This is a genomic window from Xenorhabdus innexi, from assembly GCF_002632485.1.
In the GTDB taxonomy this organism is placed as follows: domain Bacteria; phylum Pseudomonadota; class Gammaproteobacteria; order Enterobacterales; family Enterobacteriaceae; genus Xenorhabdus; species Xenorhabdus innexi.
In genome coordinates, this window is record NZ_NIBU01000040.1 from 15,992 (window position 1) to 34,355 (window position 18,364).

14 protein-coding genes are annotated in these 18,364 nt (G+C 41.2%); 10 read left to right on the plus strand and 4 right to left on the minus strand.

The window, feature by feature from the left end; genetic code table 11:
- Window positions 1-172: 172 nt before the first annotated feature.
- Together Xinn_RS14360 and Xinn_RS14365 are read right to left on the minus strand one after the other, a co-directional pair.
- Window positions 173-604: an acetyltransferase gene (locus tag Xinn_RS14360; protein WP_086954457.1), complete on the minus strand. Its 432-nt coding sequence runs from the start codon at window positions 602-604 to the stop codon at window positions 173-175.
- Between the two features lie 17 nt (window positions 605-621).
- Window positions 622-1,806 (minus strand): MFS transporter, encoded by a 1,185-nt coding sequence (locus Xinn_RS14365; RefSeq protein WP_086954456.1) that lies wholly within the window; start codon window positions 1,804-1,806, stop codon window positions 622-624.
- A gap of 514 nt (window positions 1,807-2,320) precedes the next feature.
- Here Xinn_RS14365 and atzF point away from each other — a divergent pair.
- The 4 genes from atzF to Xinn_RS14385 all read left to right on the plus strand — a co-directional run bounded on the left by atzF (window position 2,321) and on the right by Xinn_RS14385 (window position 9,013).
- A complete protein-coding gene (gene atzF / locus Xinn_RS14370; RefSeq protein ID WP_086954455.1) occupies window positions 2,321-4,123 on the plus strand; it encodes an allophanate hydrolase in 1,803 nt (600 codons plus the stop codon).
- Window positions 4,116-7,763 (plus strand): urea carboxylase, encoded by a 3,648-nt coding sequence (gene uca / locus Xinn_RS14375; RefSeq protein ID WP_086954454.1) that lies wholly within the window; start codon window positions 4,116-4,118, stop codon window positions 7,761-7,763. Before atzF ends, uca begins: the two co-directional genes overlap by 8 nt.
- A gap of 108 nt (window positions 7,764-7,871) precedes the next feature.
- A complete protein-coding gene (locus tag Xinn_RS14380) occupies window positions 7,872-8,141 on the plus strand; it encodes an Ogr/Delta-like zinc finger protein (RefSeq protein ID WP_086954453.1) in 270 nt (89 codons plus the stop codon).
- Between the two features lie 392 nt (window positions 8,142-8,533).
- Window positions 8,534-9,013: a VapA/VapB family virulence-associated protein gene (locus tag Xinn_RS14385; RefSeq protein ID WP_169923589.1), complete on the plus strand. Its 480-nt coding sequence runs from the start codon at window positions 8,534-8,536 to the stop codon at window positions 9,011-9,013.
- Window positions 9,014-9,412: 399 nt separating this feature from the next.
- Here Xinn_RS14385 and Xinn_RS14390 read toward each other — a convergent pair whose 3' ends face one another.
- Window positions 9,413-9,751 carry a LysR substrate-binding domain-containing protein gene (locus Xinn_RS14390; protein ID WP_339373506.1) on the minus strand — a complete coding sequence of 113 codons (339 nt, stop codon included), beginning with the start codon at window positions 9,749-9,751 and terminating at the stop codon, window positions 9,413-9,415.
- A 32-nt stretch (window positions 9,752-9,783) separates the two neighbouring features.
- Between Xinn_RS14390 and Xinn_RS14395 the strand changes: the two genes are divergently transcribed.
- The 6 genes from Xinn_RS14395 to Xinn_RS14420 all read left to right on the plus strand — a co-directional run bounded on the left by Xinn_RS14395 (window position 9,784) and on the right by Xinn_RS14420 (window position 17,024).
- Window positions 9,784-10,764 (plus strand): MFS transporter, encoded by a 981-nt coding sequence (locus Xinn_RS14395; RefSeq protein ID WP_244590212.1) that lies wholly within the window; start codon window positions 9,784-9,786, stop codon window positions 10,762-10,764.
- Window positions 10,765-11,727: 963 nt separating this feature from the next.
- Entirely contained in the window at window positions 11,728-12,435 is a 708-nt protein-coding gene (locus Xinn_RS14400) for an L-threonylcarbamoyladenylate synthase (protein WP_086954451.1), read from the plus strand.
- Complete coding sequence (locus tag Xinn_RS14405) at window positions 12,432-13,655, plus strand: hypothetical protein (RefSeq protein ID WP_086954450.1); 1,224 nt, start codon at window positions 12,432-12,434, stop codon at window positions 13,653-13,655. The genes Xinn_RS14400 and Xinn_RS14405 overlap by 4 nt, the downstream gene beginning before the upstream one ends.
- Before the next feature lie 8 nt (window positions 13,656-13,663).
- Window positions 13,664-14,842 (plus strand): putative PEP-binding protein, encoded by a 1,179-nt coding sequence (locus tag Xinn_RS14410; RefSeq protein ID WP_086954449.1) that lies wholly within the window; start codon window positions 13,664-13,666, stop codon window positions 14,840-14,842.
- A 244-nt stretch (window positions 14,843-15,086) separates the two neighbouring features.
- A complete protein-coding gene (locus Xinn_RS14415) occupies window positions 15,087-16,043 on the plus strand; it encodes a DMT family transporter (protein WP_086954448.1) in 957 nt (318 codons plus the stop codon).
- Between the two features lie 177 nt (window positions 16,044-16,220).
- Window positions 16,221-17,024, plus strand: a complete 804-nt coding sequence (locus tag Xinn_RS14420; RefSeq protein ID WP_086954447.1) for an alpha/beta fold hydrolase — start codon at window positions 16,221-16,223, stop codon at window positions 17,022-17,024.
- A 160-nt stretch (window positions 17,025-17,184) separates the two neighbouring features.
- Here the strand turns inward: Xinn_RS14420 and Xinn_RS14425 are convergent, their stop codons facing one another.
- Window positions 17,185-17,874 carry a hypothetical protein gene (locus tag Xinn_RS14425; RefSeq protein WP_086954446.1) on the minus strand — a complete coding sequence of 230 codons (690 nt, stop codon included), beginning with the start codon at window positions 17,872-17,874 and terminating at the stop codon, window positions 17,185-17,187.
- Window positions 17,875-18,364: the final 490 nt, after the last annotated feature.

Sequence of the window (18,364 nt, forward strand, 5' to 3'; positions counted from 1 at the left end):
ATATTGAATGAGTTGACTTATTGTTCTCTTTTCATATTTATTTCTCACTTGTTATTTAAGGGATATATAATGATAATATGCTTATTAATAAATTATTATCCCGGAATAGTAATATTTATTCCGGGTGGTAAATATATTTACTGCAATCATACAAAGACTAAGCAAACAGATATTAAGCAAGTTTCATATGCAGTAACGGGAATGGATTTCCTTGCCCGTCAGTTTCTGAACGTGAAAAAGCTTTAAACCCCATATATTGATAGAAGCCAACACCTTGTTGATTTTGTTCATTCACATCCAGTTCATTGATGTTTAATTCTCTGATTGCAAACTCTAACAACATTTTGCCAACCCCTTTGCCGCGCATCTGCGGTGATACAAATAGCATTTCAACCCGATTTTGCTCAACACTCAAAAAACCTGCCACGACATGATGCGCATCTACTGCCTTATAAACGTTCAGATTGGGTAAGTAACCATTTACTAACGGACGCAGCTCATCGATCATTCCCAAAGGCAAAAAATCATGGGTAGCACGCACAGAGTCTTCCCAAATCTGGAGAAGTGTTGCGAAATCACTTTCGCTGGCTTGCTGTATCTGCATTAAACATATCCTCGTTTTTAATTTGCCAGTACACGATCTTTACGGTAAATAGCTGCTAGCAGCATATAAACCGCCGTAGTCAGTAAGACAAGGAAGAAAAAGTCCATCAATCCATTATTCTGCATTGTTCCGGCATGCTGAATTCCATTATATTGGAACATGAAATTCCCTGCGCCCAGTGGCCCAATTGCAGAACCGATACTATAACTTAGCAGCATAACCTGAGTTGCGGCGACAATATAGGATGAATCCAGTTTGTCACAGGCAAGTGTGATGGCGAGTGGATAGAGGGCAAAAGATGACATGCCTAAAAGCGCCAATGCTACGACCATGACCATATAACTTTCAGAAAGATAGGTCATGCCTACAGCAAATACACCTAACAATGATGCCATAGCCAGTAACAGGGTTTTGCTGACGATAACGGACAGCTTACTGATAATAGGCTGAATAACCATTCCACCCAGAATAATCGCTGCCATTAATATACCGACCTGTTCAGTATTGAATTTACTTTGGCTTAACGATAAAGGCATCAGGCCATAGATAGTTCCCATGACAATGCCTGAGGTCAGACAGCCGACAATTGCCGGTTTACTGAAACGGGTGATTTTTTTCAGTGACAGTCGCTGATGCTGTAATGCCGGAGGCTGGCCCTGACGCAAAAACAGTGGTGGCAGAGTCGCAATCAGCAATAACGCTAAAATAGCGGCAAAAGGGATAACTCCCTGAGTCCCGATAAAACCAATGCCTAACTGACCGAGTGTTGTACCACCATATAGCGATGTCATGTAAAGGCCCAGACGCTTTGCACGTTCTTTGGGACTGTCGCCAATCAGTAACCAGGATTCGACCACTACAAAAATACCGGCCACAGCAACTCCGGCTATGCAACGGACAAGCAACCAAATTTCCTTATTTGGAAAAAAAGGCAGAACCATAACTGTCGCAGCTAACAGTAATAAAAAACTCACAAATGAAAAACGGTGCCCTATTTTGGCAATAACAGGTTCAATTAAGACTGAGCCTATTAATAAACCGATATAATAAGAACTGGCTAACCAGCTGGCATAGCCAGTATCGATGTGGAACCCTGCCATCGATAAAGGAATTAAGCTCATCAGGTAACCTGAAGCAATCGCAAATACAGTCAAGCCCGCAACAGGTACAAATGCACTGTCATTCTTGCGCAGCAGTTTCACTACTGTCGTCTCCACATAAAAAAATCAGCCAGATATGCGCTGCTTCTCATCAGGATCTTGCCGAACGGCAATAACGACATATGCCAAGGACAGGTATATATCGTAGTGATTCAAGCAGTGATAATTTGCTCAAGAGTCTTGAGTTGTGCGGACTATAGCCGTTTCTACCAAATAGATACAATGAGAAAAACTGATACTGATGAATGAAAAGATTTATGAAGACAGATAATGTAATTGGAGGGGGGTTATTAACATTGTTTAACTGTTTATTTTGTCATTAAACCGCAGCACCGGCTCTATATTTTGTATTTATTATGTTTTTTCTTCATACAATGCATCACCAATCATCTGACTTAAAAACAAGCACCACTATTGTTCAAGCCATGAACCATAATAGTGCAAACTATTACATTTGATACTTTATCCAAACTTAATCGGTTGAAAAAAAGCACATTACTATTTTGGCATGTGTATTGCTGTGTTTACCCCATCATATCCACTGGAGTATCACAGCATGACAATAATAACAGGCTATACCTTAAAATACTGGCGTGAGCGGATACGACACAATGTAGAGTCCGTTTTTGCTTTACTGCAACAGCATCTGGACTCCTTTTTATCTGATGATAATGCCTGGATCTATCTCGCAACTCCGGCGCAGTTACAGGCTCAGATTGTTTCACTTTTACCCGCTTATCAGCGTAATCCCGACGAATTTCCTTTGTTTGGTATTCCTTTTGCGGTTAAGGATAATATTGATGTTGCTGGCTGGCCGACAACAGCGGCCTGCCCGGCGTTTGAATATATTGCGGATGAAGATGCTACGGCGGTTGCCAGACTGAAAGCGGCGGGGGCAATTGTTATAGGGAAAACGAATCTGGATCAGTTTGCCACCGGATTAGTCGGAACCCGTTCACCTTATGGCATCGTTAAAAATAGTTTTAATGCCAGCTATATTAGCGGCGGTTCCAGCTCTGGCTCTGCTTCTGTTGTTGCCAGAGGATTAGTACCATTTGCGCTTGGAACGGATACCGCAGGCTCCGGGCGGGTTCCTGCCGGTTTCAATAATATTGTCGGCTTAAAACCAACGAAAGGCTGGCTTTCCGGCAAAGGCGTTGTTCCTGCCTGCCGCCTCAACGATACATTATCGGTTTTTGCCCTGACGGCGGAAGATGCTTTCAGTATTGCCGATATTGCCGGAGGGGTTGACGAAACTTATGCTTATTCCCGCATTAATCCGGCATCTGCTCCAGCAACATTGCCGGACAGCCCTCTTTTTGCCATCCCTGAAAATCCGGTATTTTGTTGTGATACGTTTGCCGAATCCGCATGGCAAAATGCTCTGAACGAGTTACAGGCTATGGGAGCAACGCTTCAGCCGATTGATTTTTTAGTCTTCAGCCAGTTGGCTGAGCAACTTTATCAGGGAGCATGGGTTGCTGAACGTACTATCGCCGTGAATGGAATGCTGAGTTTTCCTGAAATGATGGACCCGATAGTGCATCAGATTATTGCGGGAGGCAAAAATTACAGTGCGATTGATGCGTTTAAGGCCGAATACCAACGAGCAGAACTGGCGCAAAAAATCCAGTACATATTAGCCCGCTTTGATGCCATTATCGTCCCGACTGCACCGACAATCAGAACTATTGAAGAAATAAGACGGGCACCAATTCACTATAATTCTGAACTTGGTATTTATACTAATTTCACTAATCTTGCCGATCTTTCCGCACTCGCTTTACCTGCTCCTTTCCGAACTGACGGATTGCCCGCTGGCATCACTTTAATTGCCCCTGCCTGGCACGATCGTGCCCTTGCATCATTTGGCCTTCGTTGGCAGCAGCGTCTTGCATTACCGCTGGGCGCAACGGGAAAAGCGCTGGATGGGGAAGCTATGACATTACCACCATCAGGACAGCATATCCGTCTGGCAGTCGTGGGTGCCCACCTTCGGGGCATGCCTCTGAACTACCAATTAATTGAATGTAATGCCACATTTATAGAATCCACACAGACCGCAGACTGCTACCGACTTTATGCACTTGCCAATACCCAGCCAGCTAAGCCCGGATTAGTGCGAGATGACAAAGGTGCGTCAATCAGTCTTGAACTTTGGGATATCCCACTGGCTCATTTTGGTGCATTCGTTGCTGAAATCCCTTCACCGCTTGGCATCGGTTCATTGGAATTAGCTGATGGCCGTTGGGTAAAAGGCTTCATCTGCGAACCGGTTGCCCTGCATGATGCAACGGATATCACTGGGTTCGGTGGCTGGCGTAACTGGATTATCAGTCTGGAGGAAAACCATGTTTAAAACCGTATTGATTGCTAATCGTGGCGAAATTGCCTGCCGCGCGATCCGGACTCTGAAACGCCTCGGTATTGTCAGTGTGGCAGTGTATTCAGATGCAGATAAAAATGCCCAACATGTTAAAAATGCCGATATTGCATTGCCGCTAAACGGGGAAAAAGCCAGCGATAGCTACTTGTGTATTGAAAAAATTATAGGTGCAGCACAACAGAGCAACGCACAAGCCATCTGGCCGGGGTATGGCTTTCTGTCTGAAAGTCAGCCATTTGCAGAAGCGTGTGAACAGGCGGGTATTGTCTTTGTCGGCCCGATACCACACCAGATTGGTGAATTCGGCCTGAAGCACCGCGCCCGTGAACTGGCTGCCGAAGCAGGTGTACCGATGACTCCGGGAACAGGGTTACTGAATTCATTGGATGAAGCACTCAATGCCGCTGAACTTATCGGCTATCCGGTTATGCTGAAAAGCACGGCGGGTGGCGGTGGAATCGGCCTCAGTTGCTGTGATGATGCATATGCACTGAGTCAGGCATGGGAGAGTGTGCGTCGTCTTGGCGAACAGTTTTTCAGTGATACCGGTGTTTTTCTGGAGCGATGTATCAAACAGGCCCGCCACCTTGAAGTGCAGATTTTCGGTGATGGTAAAGGCAATGTTGTGGCATTGGGAGAGCGTGATTGCTCTTTACAGCGCCGTAACCAAAAAGTTGTGGAGGAAGCTCCTGCGCCTAACTTACCGGAATCGACCCGTGCTGCTTTGCTGGCTTCTGCTGTACAGCTTGGCAAATTGGTGAATTATCGCAGTGCAGGGACGATGGAGTACATTTATGATACGGAACAGGATGCATTCTATTTTCTTGAAGTTAATACCCGCTTGCAGGTTGAACATCCCGTAACGGAGTGTGTAACGGGTCTTGATTTGGTGGAATGTATGTTGCGGGTTGCGGCTGATTTGCCAATCGACTGGGCTGATTTAAAGCGTACACCTGTCGGGACGGCAATCGAAGTGCGGCTGTATGCCGAAAATCCCCTGAAAAACTTCCAGCCGTGTCCCGGTGTGCTGACCGAGGTTAAATTTCCGGATGGAGTACGCATTGACAGCGGCGTAGAGACAGGCAGTGAAGTTTCTGCATTTTATGATCCGATGATCGCCAAGATGATCGTTTATGGTGAAAACCGCGACGAAGCGCTTATCAAACTGCGTGAAGCCTTAGATTCCTGCCGATTACACGGTATTACCACGAATCTGGAATACCTGCGCCAGATCACCGCCTGTGATGTATTCCAGAAAGGGCAGGTCTGGACGCGGATGCTGGACAACTTCACACCTAAGGCGAATGTCATTGAAGTACTGCAACCGGGAACCTGGAGCAGTGTTCAGGATTACCCCGGTCGGTTGGGGTATTGGGATATCGGTGTTCCTCCCTCCGGCCCGATGGACGACTTGGCTTTCCGGCTGGCTAACCGGATTGTTGGTAATCATGAATCAGCCGCCGGACTGGAATTTACGCTGGAAGGGCCAACCTTGCAGTTTCATTGTGATGCACTGATTGCACTGACCGGAGCAGAGAGCTATGCGCTGTTAGATGGCGCAAAGGTATCTTATTGGCAACCACTGAATGTCAAAGCCGGGCAAACTCTTGAGATTGGGCGAGCGCAATCCGGTTGCCGGACGTACCTCGCAGTCAGAAATGGTATTGATGTTCCCTGTTACCTCGGAAGCCGCTCTACTTTTGCTCTTGGGCAATTTGGCGGGTATGCCGGTCGTACATTAAACATTGCCGATATGCTTTCTATCTCACAGCCATCCTTGCCTGCCTGTACAACCCCCGCACCGGTCAGTCTGCCACAGGCAGCTGAATCCGACTTGATTCCCGTTTATGGCGATACATGGAATATCGGCGTACTTTATGGGCCGCATGGCGCACCGGATTTTTTTGCTCAGGATTATATTGATGAATTTTTCTCCACTGAATGGCAGGTACATTACAATTCAAACCGTCTGGGTGTGCGGCTGACAGGTCCGAAACCTGTCTGGGCGCGTCCGGATGGTGGGGAAGCGGGCTTACATCCTTCAAATATTCATGACTGCGAATATGCCATCGGTTCGATCAATTTTACCGGGGATTTTCCTGTCATCCTCACTCGTGACGGGCCGAGCCTCGGTGGTTTTGTCTGTCCGGTTACCATTGCCAAAGCTGAACTGTGGAAAGTCGGGCAGGTAAAACCGGGGGATCGTATCCGGTTTCATCCCATCAGTATTGAAGAGGCTGTTGCTCTGGAAGAACAGCAAACTCAAAGAATTGATACACTGAGAGCTATACCTGAGACCCCCCTATTACAGATAGCTGAAAAACTGATAGCAGAAAAAGTACAGTCAGGCGCAGTACTGGCTGCGACTATTGCCACTGACTCTGCGCCTTCCGTTGTTTATCGTCAGGCGGGGGATAACTATATCCTGATCGAATATGGTGAAAATATTCTGGATCTGGCATTACGCCTGCGGATACATCTGTTGATGGAAAAACTGCATGATTTATCTGAACCGGGAATTAAAGAAATTGCTCCGGGTGTTCGTTCCCTGCAAATCCGTTATGACAATCGGCAAATCGAACAACAAAAACTTGTTGCTTTACTGCTGTCTTTAGAGAAACAGTTGGGTGATGTCAGCACAATGAAAGTACCATCACGTATTATCCATTTGCCGATGGCTTTTGAAGACAGTGCAACACTGAGTGCGGTGGAACGTTACCAGAGCACAGTAAGAACCAGCGCTCCGTGGCTACCGAATAATGTTGATTTTATTCAGCGTATTAACGGATTACGTGATCGCGAAGCGGTACGCCGTATTCTCTTTGATGCCAGCTACCTGATCCTCGGTCTGGGAGATGTGTATCTGGGCGCTCCGTGTGCAGTGCCAATTGATCCTCGCCATCGCCTGTTAAGTTCGAAATATAACCCCGCCCGAACGTTCACCGCAGAAGGAACGGTTGGAATTGGTGGTATGTACATGTGTATATATGGTATGGACTCCCCCGGTGGTTATCAGCTGGTGGGGCGAACCCTGCCTATCTGGAATAAGTTTCTGAAAAACGCACAGTTTGCTGAAGATAAACCGTGGTTATTACGGTTTTTTGATCAAATACGTTTTTATCCGGTCAGTGAGAAGGAACTGGATCAACTGCGTGATGATTTCAGAGAAGGTCGTTCTGCCATCCGCATTGAAAATACACAGTTTGATTTTGCCGAACATCTCCGGTTTCTGAAAGAAAATACCGAAGATATTGCCTATTTCAAACTGAGGCAGGCAGTCGCTTTTGAAACAGAGATAACGCGCTGGCAGCAGGAACAACAGGAAGAAGAAAGCTCAGTTCAGGATAGAGAAAGACAGTCGCAAGAAGAGACTGATGTTAATGAACATGGCCTGCAAATTAGTGCGGATATGAGCGGAAATATCTGGAAAGTATTGGTTAAATCAGGCGATGACGTGGAAGCAGGGCAGCCGTTAATTATAGTCGAAGCCATGAAGATGGAGCTGGCAATTCATGCTCCGCAGGCGGGCAGAGTGACAAAGATTAGTTGTCAGCCGGGCGGCACGATTAGCCCCGGAGATGCATTGTTATGGTTGGGATCGGAAAATGCCTGATGTATCACGGATATCACATAGCTCTATTAAATAATAATACCCTCGTATGAGGGTAAAATACGCAGCAAGTTAACATCTCTGAAATTAAATTTTTTTGGAAATAACCAAATGCGCGTATTAAAGATTATTTGTCCTGAATGTGGTGCTAAAGCTGCCATCAGTAAAACCAACCGCAAACATCCAGAAATTGCGGATCTATACTGTGCATGTTCTGACATTGAATGTGGTTATCGATTCGTCATGAACCTGACATTTTCACATGCACTGAGCCCCAGCGCTAAAACCGGTGACAAATTATTGCAGACTGTTATCAACAACCTCAATCCACAGCAACGACAAGCAGCACTGGCATTATTAAGAGCAAATTCTACAGCTTAATTCCAAGTCATGTTGTAATGGTCATTTACAAACCCCAGACACATCACAATTATCTATAAGCTTGTTTTTACATAAGACTTTGATTTTATTATTTATATTTTATATAAGAGTGTTTTTTTACCTTGATTTAGTTGGTTAGGATAGTTTATGTTTAAAGAAATATAATTTCTTATTGAAAATGTAACAATATGTACTATATTTTTTGTATGAGTTAGTTTAATTATATTTTTTCTTAAATATCATTTATTGATCTTTTCAGATAATAAGAGAAAAAATATTTTAAATTAACCTCATTACATCAATTGATGTTGCTATATAAATCTCTGGTTAAGAAATGCTTTTTATTTTTTGGTTGAATGTAACTTAATAATTATCAAGAAATGGGGTTTGTTATGAGTAAAATATTATATATTGAATCAGACTCTTATTTACCTATTGAGAATGGCCTGAAAATTATCGAGTCTTTATCTGAAAAAACAGAAGATAGGTTGGATGATAAGGTGAGAAATATAGATGACTCTATTTTGAGTTTATCAGGCCTCAAGACAACGAAGTATCATGCTGATTTTGTCATAACTAGTTATATTGGTTATTTTGAAATTAGGTTATCTATTGACGGTGGGAAAACTTTTTATGGACGCGGGGGAGGATTAGGATCGTTGGGAAAAGGATGGCATTCAGGAGATTTTTATATTCTGTTGGATGATATTAATAAATTTTATGAAAAAGCAACAACCTTTGTGGGGGCTATATCCTTTTTAAAAGTAAATGTATCTTTTTTTGAATCACCTCTAGATACACTAGGCATATTTGATGGATATGGGGTTGGGACTGTTTCTGCAACTGTCACAGGAGCTGGTCATTGGGAATGAAGTTATAATAAATACTCCATTTAATTATTATATTATACTAACAGTTAACCTTTTTATTCTGTAAAAATCGATGGATATTTGGTGAAATATTCTATTTTCCATGAATGTAATAAGAGCGATTTATCTTAATTTATGCATTGATCTATTATTTAATTATATCAGAATTAAACTGCGTGAAGGATCTTGTTTTATGCGCAATAATACATATTGGTTGAATGGAAGTGATGAAATATATCTATGTAATCCACAACCAGATGTTAAAACATATTGGCAAAGGACTGCCTTTTGATGAGAATGAATTAAAGCGTTTTTTTACCCATCACTTTTTTACCCGCAAAGAATGAAAGGATTGAAATTGGCAGTAGTGCAGTCTCCAATCATTCCAACTATTTCACCTTATTAGTTTTCTCTTTTTTTCAGCCATTGCATAAAATCTTCAATAAAGACTTTTGTTTTTAATGGTAATAATTTCTGTGGCAGGGTAATGATATATGCCTGACGTGGGAATGGATTTTCAAATTTCCATTCAGGAAGTACTTCTAATAACGAACCATCAGCAAGATAGCTATTGGCAATAAAAGTTGGAATAAGGGCGATGCCTACTCCCTGAAGCGTTGCATCTAACATTGCATCACTATTCTTGATCAGCAGCCGTGGTGTTAAAAAAATATGCTCAGTATGTTCTTTATTCCTGAAAGTCCAGCCACTATGGATTTGCCGTTCTTCAGGGAAAAATATTTTTTAATGTTGAAGTCGGGCGTACAGCATTAATGCTGATAATATTTTTAGTGCTCTTTTTTGATCCGACATTAACATTCCCTGCTTTGGCAGTCATGATGGCTCTGCTTTCTGTTGCTCATGTTCTTAATTTTGTATCAACTGAATCTCTCCTACCACGAAATATTCCGGCTGAGGAATTACCCAAAGCACTGTCTATGGTTCAGGGTGTTGATCAGGTTACTCAGGTTTTGGGACCAACTCTGGCTGCGATTATTGCTGTATATGGCGGCATTAACACAATATTGGTTGTTGCCGGGGGGATTTTCGCTATTTCTGCAATTAATTATCTTTTTCTTAAATCGTGTCAAGTTAGTGTTGGAGATAAACTCAGTTTCAAGTCATTGATTGATTCAAATAAGCAAGGAGTCAAAGTACTGTGGAAAAATAAAGTGCTACTTCATTTGTGTGGGTTAACATGGGTCGTTAATCTGATATACGGCTCGGCTCTGGTAGTCAGTGCTGCGGTAGTTCTTAAAGAATTCTCCTTACCTGAGCGTTATTTTGGCATATTACAATCTTCAGCAGCCATTGCTACTATTGTTGTTTTCCTCTTTGTACCTCGTTTTGTCAGGCGTTTTGGATTATCAGCATTAGGTACAGTCTCTTTTTGCTCAATGATATTAGCCGGAACAATAATGACAGCTTCTATGTATTACGTGTTATACCTTGTCGGTTATATGTTATTGATGGCTTTTGATGGAGTATTCAGCGTTTATTTACGCTCTGTCAGAAGTCAGATAATACCCAAAGAACACCTTGGAAAAACAACAGGCTTAATCGGATTAATCAATATGTCTTCTGTTCCGGCCAGCGGCATTGCTGTGACGCTTTTAGCAAGTTATTTCAGGCCATTGGAAATTATTGGGATGATTCTGATATTTGCTTTCATATTAGGAATCGTATTGATTATTCTGGGGCGTAGGGGCTTTGGATATAAGAGCTGGTTGCCGCCAGTAATAATCACAGAATAAGTGAAACCTTCAATTTCTTTACCTGATTTACAAATAATTTCGATTTAAATCATCATAATGAAGCAGTTATGGTTATTTTCAACTCTCACCATGCTGGTGAATGTAATAACTTAAGAACCTATGTCGGAGTGAAAGAGAATTGACATAATATAAATAAGTTAGCTCAAATTTAGATTCATAGTGGCAAATAGATAACTGTCAGTTTAGGTTTGAGCTAATAGACATAATTGATGCAGATTCAGTACATAGAACGGCTATGACTGTTTTAAATGAACGGTACACAACGTTGGTCAAGTTTTCTTGATCAGAAAAATATTTGGAGAATAATTTATGGTGTTATTTGTTTAATTATTTATGAAAATGGTTTTTAATTCTTGTTTCTTTCAGCCTGAATTATTTTTTATATTAAACTAATTGTTTTTGTTGTTATTATTTATAAAAAAAGAGAGGGGTAACTCTAGGGTTAAACAATGTCACCATCATGGTTTTAATAAAAAATATATGGAATGTTATTCTATTCACTATGTGTATCATCACTTGTTTAGTGATTGTTTATTTTTTTTATGAACATTTGGATCTAACATGAAAACACTCTTAATCAATTGATTGAATTTTAATTAAATTCAATGAGGCTCTATATTTATGGTGTTTTATTGTATTTCATTACTTATTTTGTAAGGTTTAATTATTACGTTTCTGATGGTTTTAATAACAATATGATAACGCGATTAATTATCTCGGGTTTGTTTTTATTAATGTGATTTTACCGTGTCGATTATTGGGGATGTTTGTTAATGGAAATAATAATTAATGGTTTATAAATCAAAAATGTATATTTAATGGTTAAATTTATAATGATTGTGTCCATAGTATGAGAAATTAACTGCAAGTTTTATTATGAGATAATTTATGTTTTTCTAAAAATCCATCTTCGATGGAAGGTAATAACTATGAGGTTTAAAAATGGATATTAGAGTTTATAATGATGAGACTCATAAATATGCACTAGAGTTGCTTAAAAATGATGGAGTTATTGTTGCTCCTAGCGTGACAAATTATGGTGTTTTTTGCTCGGCAACAAGTGCGAGCGGAATAGCTCGAATATTCAGAATGAAGGAACGGACTAAGTTCGGGCCACTCACATTGGGTATCGGACATCCGAGTGATGCGAGAACCTATGCGGATATTCCACCAGAATTTTCAGATGAACTCATCGCCGAGCTACTCTTAGGGAAAGTCACAACAGTCTTCTTCAAGGCACCGGCGGCGGCTGTATTTCCCGAGCAAATGACCATGGGAGCACCCACTGTTGGACTTTTTTGTCATGGAATGAGCCCCATGTATGAAATTGGACGGGATTTCGGTCCCATAGCACTTACGTCCTCTAATATATCCGGTACTGGCGGTCATCAGGTTACTCGCGAACAAGCAATAAGCGATCTTGGTCAGCACGCGGATTTGGTTATTGATGGAGGCCCTATTGGCTGGGATGAAACTGCTGGGCCTTTTCAGAGCAATACGGTAGTGGATTTCTCTTTCAATCCGCCATATCTGGTTCGACCTGGCAGATTCTCAAATGAGCGACTAAAAAGCCTATTTCCCACACTTGTGATTGACACTAATGCCTATAAGAAGGTGATCATTCACCGAATGGGAAATATAACACTATGACTCATTTTCATTTAGATAAATCACACGCAGAGCCTGATCAGATAGCGGAGGAGATATTGTCTTTGGATGATGATCGGGCAAAATCAGGAAGAATTTTACTTGTCGGTATGGGAGCCGATATCGGTTCTAATCTCTTATATCTGTCAACGACCCCCGATGTTGCATATCCAATTACGGATGTATTGACTCATCCGGTTGATAGCGAAGGAATTGGTGCTGCGGATCGTGGACCGCTCGAAGAACTCAAAGTACGCCTTCTCTTAGCAAATCCATATTTGTTCGGTAGAATTACCACAGATGACAGTAATTGTTCACTGACTATTAATGGGTATTCATTTCGTATTCACTTCCGTGATCTTAATGAGAATTTAGATGATCTCGGTTACTTCGATTTGACTGTGCTGGCAACCAGCCGACATCATATTAGATCGCGAAGCCATCTTGATAAACTTGAGTCTATTTCTCGTGTAGTTATTGGTGTGGCAGAGAACTCCTCCCTTCCTGCTCTTTATCCTGCTCTTTTGACCGCTAATTCAAAACACTTCCTTGCCAGTCATACAGTAGTAGCGACTGAGCTTTCAGGAAGTTATGCAATGGGCAGTTGTCAATGTGTAGGATGGACTACAGGTTTGCGCATTCTGGCAGATCTCTGTGCAAACCAAGGCGTAGCACTTCACGATATTTTATTACATACAGAGGTAGACATCGTTCACCCTGATACAGCATCTTCCAATTTTGGCACTAAGCGTGTGGGTCCACGTAGTGAGGATCCCAGAGATAACCTGCGACCGGGCATTTCTCAGGTGGCGGAATCCATGTTGCGTTTTCACCCAGCTTCGAGTGTGAATAACGTTTCACTCCGTGTGCTTACCCAACCACCTGGATACCAAATACAACGGTTTTTTCTGCACGGGATAGATATTCGTACAGACGACATCATCGGTGTAGCAAAAACACTAGGCTCTTCTGAACCATACCTTATTCATGTTACTAATAGTCCCATAGGTTCAAGATCCTATGCCTACCTACCTTGCAGTATTGTACTTCTTGTAACAGAACAACACATTTCAGTCAAACGTGTCGGAAACATCGTGGAAGTTGTCCTGCAAGCTTTCGTCCACAATACACTGGGCTATTGTGCCGCAATTCTTTCAGCTACCGATCGTATTCTACGCGGAGATGCGGTCACATTTATTGATTCACACAACCAAACTGTTTAAGGAAAAAAATGACTACCTTAGAACTGATGAATAAGCCTACTGTGCGAAAAAGTACCGGAAAGATCATCATTACCCCAGAACCTGAAACAGTGGGTATCATTGCGTCCTCGTTCGACGAAATTTCAGACGATTCAGAGCGTATTCTTTTTACCCCAAGCCTTGATTGTGCGGTTGCAAGTAAAATTATAGCAACCCCATCAGTTGGATCTGTTGTTGTAACTAAGGGCGAATTTTCGGATCACGCACGAAAAATGCTTCATGAATCTGGAATTGGATTAGTTGTCTGTAATGAAGGTGAACTTGATAAGATAAGTCGGTGTATCGTCAATAAAGATGGTTTAACGGCTCTGACGGAAAAAGTGCCAGTCAGCGCAATCTGCTCAGTACTAAATCCGCGAAACCTTGCAATCTATCGTAGGTTTGGAGTTAAGTCTTTGGGATACTTCAGGTTCAAGTTCTGTCTTTTTCAGCTATTTAGCCAAGAACCTTCTGCCTATTATGACCCTAACCGTATTGAAGCGTTTCTATACGGGCAATTAGCCGATCTGGGTAAGCAAAACTGGTCAAGTATTCGTTGTGTTTTATCTGACCTTACTACGGCAGAACTCGTTGAGGTTGGGATAAATGTACATTCAGAAATGAACCCTGACTTGGGCGTACGTGGGCCACGGAACATGGAACAGTGGGAACCGGAACTGGCAGCGATTCGTCGTTTCCAGAAGGAGTTCGACACACCAGTTAACATTAGCGCACCATTTATTTCCACTATCAGTGAGTACTGCTCATTTGTCGCTATGGTGGAAGAGGCTGGAATACAACGTTCTCACGTTAAGCTTGGATTTACTCTGGAAGTTCCTGCATTAGCGGAAGAGCTTGATGACTTATTCACAACGGAAAAGGTCGACTTTATGGCTATTGGTACATCAGATCTTTTCTCTTTGTTCAATGGCGTTTGTCGTAACAATCAAGCTCTTTCTGTATTGCCAACCAGCAACGCAAATATTCGCCTGCTCCACAGAGTTATCAGGTGTGCTCGAGAACATGGAGTTCATACATTTGTATGTGGTGAAGTTCGTCGTAATGAAGGAATTATGAAAGAGTTATTGCAAGCTGGAGTAGGAGAGCTTATATGCTCCGCTCAAGTCAAAGACCTTAGCTCGATATTTGAACTCTCTAGCGCAAAGTAGTCTGCAACATAACTCGTTTTCCCTAATCTATTTGCATGGGAAATATAAAAACAATGGTATCTCTGATAGACACATTTAATTAATTTTTTATCGCTAATTAAATAAGATACCTATCATTTTCTTATTTCTCTATAAATATGTCGGCAGGATGGTTACTTAGTTCTGACCAAGTTTTCACCATATTAATTCACATCCCTGACATGATGTGAACAATTCTGCATATTACTTAACTGAGACTCTAAAAATGAAAAATTCTTACTCTATGGGTGTAATCTGTTGTCTGATCGCCACTTTATCTTGGGGAGCGACATTTCCGATCATGACCAGCGCTCTTACACGCATTGATCCTTATACATTTACACTACTACGTTATGGCTTCGCTGGTATTGCATTGTTAATTGCGCTGTTTTTTTACGAAGGAAAGCAAGGTTTTAAACTAAAAGGTGAACGTATAGGTTTGGTTTGGCTATTGGGTTCTGTGGGTTTTGCTGGCTTCGGTTTTTTTGTCTTCTTAGGCCAACAAATGGCCGGAAAAAGTGGAGCACTTACTGCTTCCATCATGATGGCAACTATGCCAATGCTTAGCATTCTTGTGAACTGGGTATTACGTAAAATTGCACCTCCTGCTATATCTATTGGGTTAATCCTGATGTCTTTTTTTGGTGTAATGACAGTTATTACTAAAGGCCATTATGGTAGTCTGTTTGATGTTCCCTCTAGTTACACAGCTAATGGGCTTATTATTTTCGGCGCACTGTGTTGGGTTATTTACACTGTAGGAGCTTCATTTTTTCCTACTTGGTCACCGTTAAAATACACTGCGCTGACAACTTATCTGGGTGTGATAAGTATATTGGTGTTAAACGGCATCCTGTATTTCTGTGGTTTTGTGTCTGTACCAAAAATTAGTGCATTCATGTTTGTCATTCCGCATGTATTCTACACGGCTTTTATTGCTGGCTTCATAGGAATCCTATGTTGGAATATTGGTAATAAAATACTAACTCCACTCAACGGTGTATTATTCATGGATATTGTACCAATCACTGCTTTCTCAATCTCAGCGATGACTGGAGTAAAACCAAATGTTCCTGAAATTGCAGGAGCTTGTATTACGGGTTCTGCCCTGATCCTCAATAACATATATTTGCGTTATCGTAATACACCGAAAAAAGTAGCTATTCCCGTTCGAACTAATTGAATGATTAGTCATCTTTGATTATTAAGTGTCGAATTTCAGTTGTATATTTATTGGAAATATTATTTCTCTCTATAGCAGGGCGAATTTATATTTTTCGGTAGTGATAAATAAATTAATTCTTACCATTTTTAGGCTGGCAATTGAATAGGTAATTTAATTCTATTAAGGGGATTAAATATGTTTGTGAAATCGGATGAATTAACATTGCATGTTGATTTACAAGGCTCCAATGACGCTCCTGTTCTGGTATTACTTCATTCTCTTGGGACTAACTTACATCTTTGGGACCCGATAGTTTCGAGTTTAGCTCGAAACTATCGGATATTGCGTTTAGATATGCGAGGACATGGCCTCAGTGAGGTAGGTAAGGCTTCTTTTCTTATAGAAGATTTGGCTAAAGATGTGCTCAGTATTACGGATTATTTTGGAATAGATGTATTTTCGGTAGCTGGTGTCTCGATCGGCGGTCTAATCGCCCAGCATTTAGCCGACAGTATTCCTGAGCGACTAGTGTCAATGGTGCTCATTGATACCTATCTTGCACCAACTACACAATCTATCTGGAGCACAGTGGCCGATGATATCCGCAACCACGGCTTAAGTCATAGAATTCAAGAAATTTTCTCTCGCTGGGTAACGCCAGAATTTCGTGACACACCACCAGCGATAGGAATGAAACAGATGTTACACCGTACCTCAGCAGAAGGTTATGCGGGATGCGCAGAGGCATTATCGCAGATTAAACCAGCGCGACCAAAGAACAAAAAAGTTCCAGTGCTGGTATTAGTTGGCGAAAATGATATTGTCGCTACGCCAGCAGCTGCAAAAGAAATGGCAATTGCTCGCAGTGGAAAATTAGTAGTACTGCGAAATGCTGCCCATATACCTATTCTTGAAAAATCAGGTGAAATTTTGGAAGAAATGATGCAATTTTTAGCTGAAAATCGCAATAAAACTATAAGAGAGGAAACTGGCGTTTAAATATAATGCCATATTCTACATACATTGTAGTAGTTAACAGATGAAGAATACCTTTCTATTTGAATTTGGTATCAGGATTTTTAAAACATACAATTACAAAAACTGGCTTAATTTCAGGATAATTAAGCCAGTTTTTTACAATTGATTTCAGCAAGGTTTTTTAGATATGCAATCCATTTTCAATACTCTCGGCAAGCATTCCGGGGTCGCCGATACCTCTAATTTCATTGATCAACGGAAGATCCATGTTAACCGCTAATTCATTAAGATTAATATCATTTTCAATAGTCTGTTCGAATTTCAGTCCGATTATCTGGTTCCATAAATTTCCTGCAAACCATGAGCAGTTTGTTATAGGAGTGTATACTCCGTTTTTCATATCTTCAGAAGTAAGCTTCATCAGTTTTGATAGCCGATTACTTTCATCTATTAATTTAGGGATAAGTTTCATTTCTATTAATTCAGGGTTGATAGCGTTGCCATCAACCTTCACACAGCGCTGGAGGTGAAATTTCCTCTCTGGTGAGTCATTTGTATATTCTGAGTTTTTTACCAATCCATATCCCGCATGAAAAGCATATGATGTATTATCTCCCTCCTTCGAACTATTGAAATAAATAACCCATGCATGACCAAAACTACCACCACCAAAGGCAGATCCTAATTCTTTGAACACTTCTCTAATAATGGTATCTTTCTCACTCCAGGGAAACTGTTGGCCAATATTCATTGCTCTTTCTATTACTGGCTTCATATCCGTACGTTCGGCCGTTCTATTCGTTCTGATACATATTTGTGGATAACCGACGCTCGCGTCTCCAGTTGGTTGGTATTTATCTGCCTTGATCATAATTATCTCCTTTATATCCGTCGTCTTTCAAGTTGCCTCTTTGTTGGCTGCGCTCATTCACCCCAGTCACATAGTTACCTATGCTCCCTGAAACTCCTTCCCTTGCCGCCGCGGTGCATTTTGAAATCCATAGGGTATAGATTTATATATATTTTTTATTTAAAAACAGGATTATTCAATATCAGAATCTGTTTCGGTTGCTAATGTTACTGATTTTATTTTTTATAATTAAATAGCCACTACTGTATGATGCGCATTACAATTAGCTTAAAATATATCTATAATGTTACAACTTAATCTTAATTATAAAAATCATAATAATTTTACAATGAAATTATGTCTGTAAAAAGTTAATTAATACCAATCACTTAATTGGATATTATCTCTTATTCTTGGATTCGACTAATAAGTGCAATTTCTAAGAAAGGCGGTCAGTTGCTATAGTAGGCATCTTTCTCGCCAAAGGAAAATGCACTATGACCTATACACA

Coding starts and splice junctions, on each gene's coding strand:
- atzF (WP_086954455.1), top strand. CDS start 2,321: ATGACAATAATAACAGGCTATACCTTAAAATACTGGCGTGAGCGGATA.
- uca (WP_086954454.1), top strand. CDS start 4,116: ATGTTTAAAACCGTATTGATTGCTAATCGTGGCGAAATTGCCTGCCGC.
- Xinn_RS14415 (WP_086954448.1), top strand. CDS start 15,087: ATGAAAAATTCTTACTCTATGGGTGTAATCTGTTGTCTGATCGCCACT.
- Xinn_RS14380 (WP_086954453.1), top strand. CDS start 7,872: ATGCGCGTATTAAAGATTATTTGTCCTGAATGTGGTGCTAAAGCTGCC.
- Xinn_RS14420 (WP_086954447.1), top strand. CDS start 16,221: ATGTTTGTGAAATCGGATGAATTAACATTGCATGTTGATTTACAAGGC.
- Xinn_RS14405 (WP_086954450.1), top strand. CDS start 12,432: ATGACTCATTTTCATTTAGATAAATCACACGCAGAGCCTGATCAGATA.
- Xinn_RS14395 (WP_244590212.1), top strand. CDS start 9,784: ATGCTGATAATATTTTTAGTGCTCTTTTTTGATCCGACATTAACATTC.
- Xinn_RS14425 (WP_086954446.1), bottom strand. CDS start 17,874: ATGATCAAGGCAGATAAATACCAACCAACTGGAGACGCGAGCGTCGGT.
- Xinn_RS14385 (WP_169923589.1), top strand. CDS start 8,534: ATGAGTAAAATATTATATATTGAATCAGACTCTTATTTACCTATTGAG.
- Xinn_RS14400 (WP_086954451.1), top strand. CDS start 11,728: ATGGATATTAGAGTTTATAATGATGAGACTCATAAATATGCACTAGAG.
- Xinn_RS14410 (WP_086954449.1), top strand. CDS start 13,664: ATGACTACCTTAGAACTGATGAATAAGCCTACTGTGCGAAAAAGTACC.
- Xinn_RS14360 (WP_086954457.1), bottom strand. CDS start 604: ATGCAGATACAGCAAGCCAGCGAAAGTGATTTCGCAACACTTCTCCAG.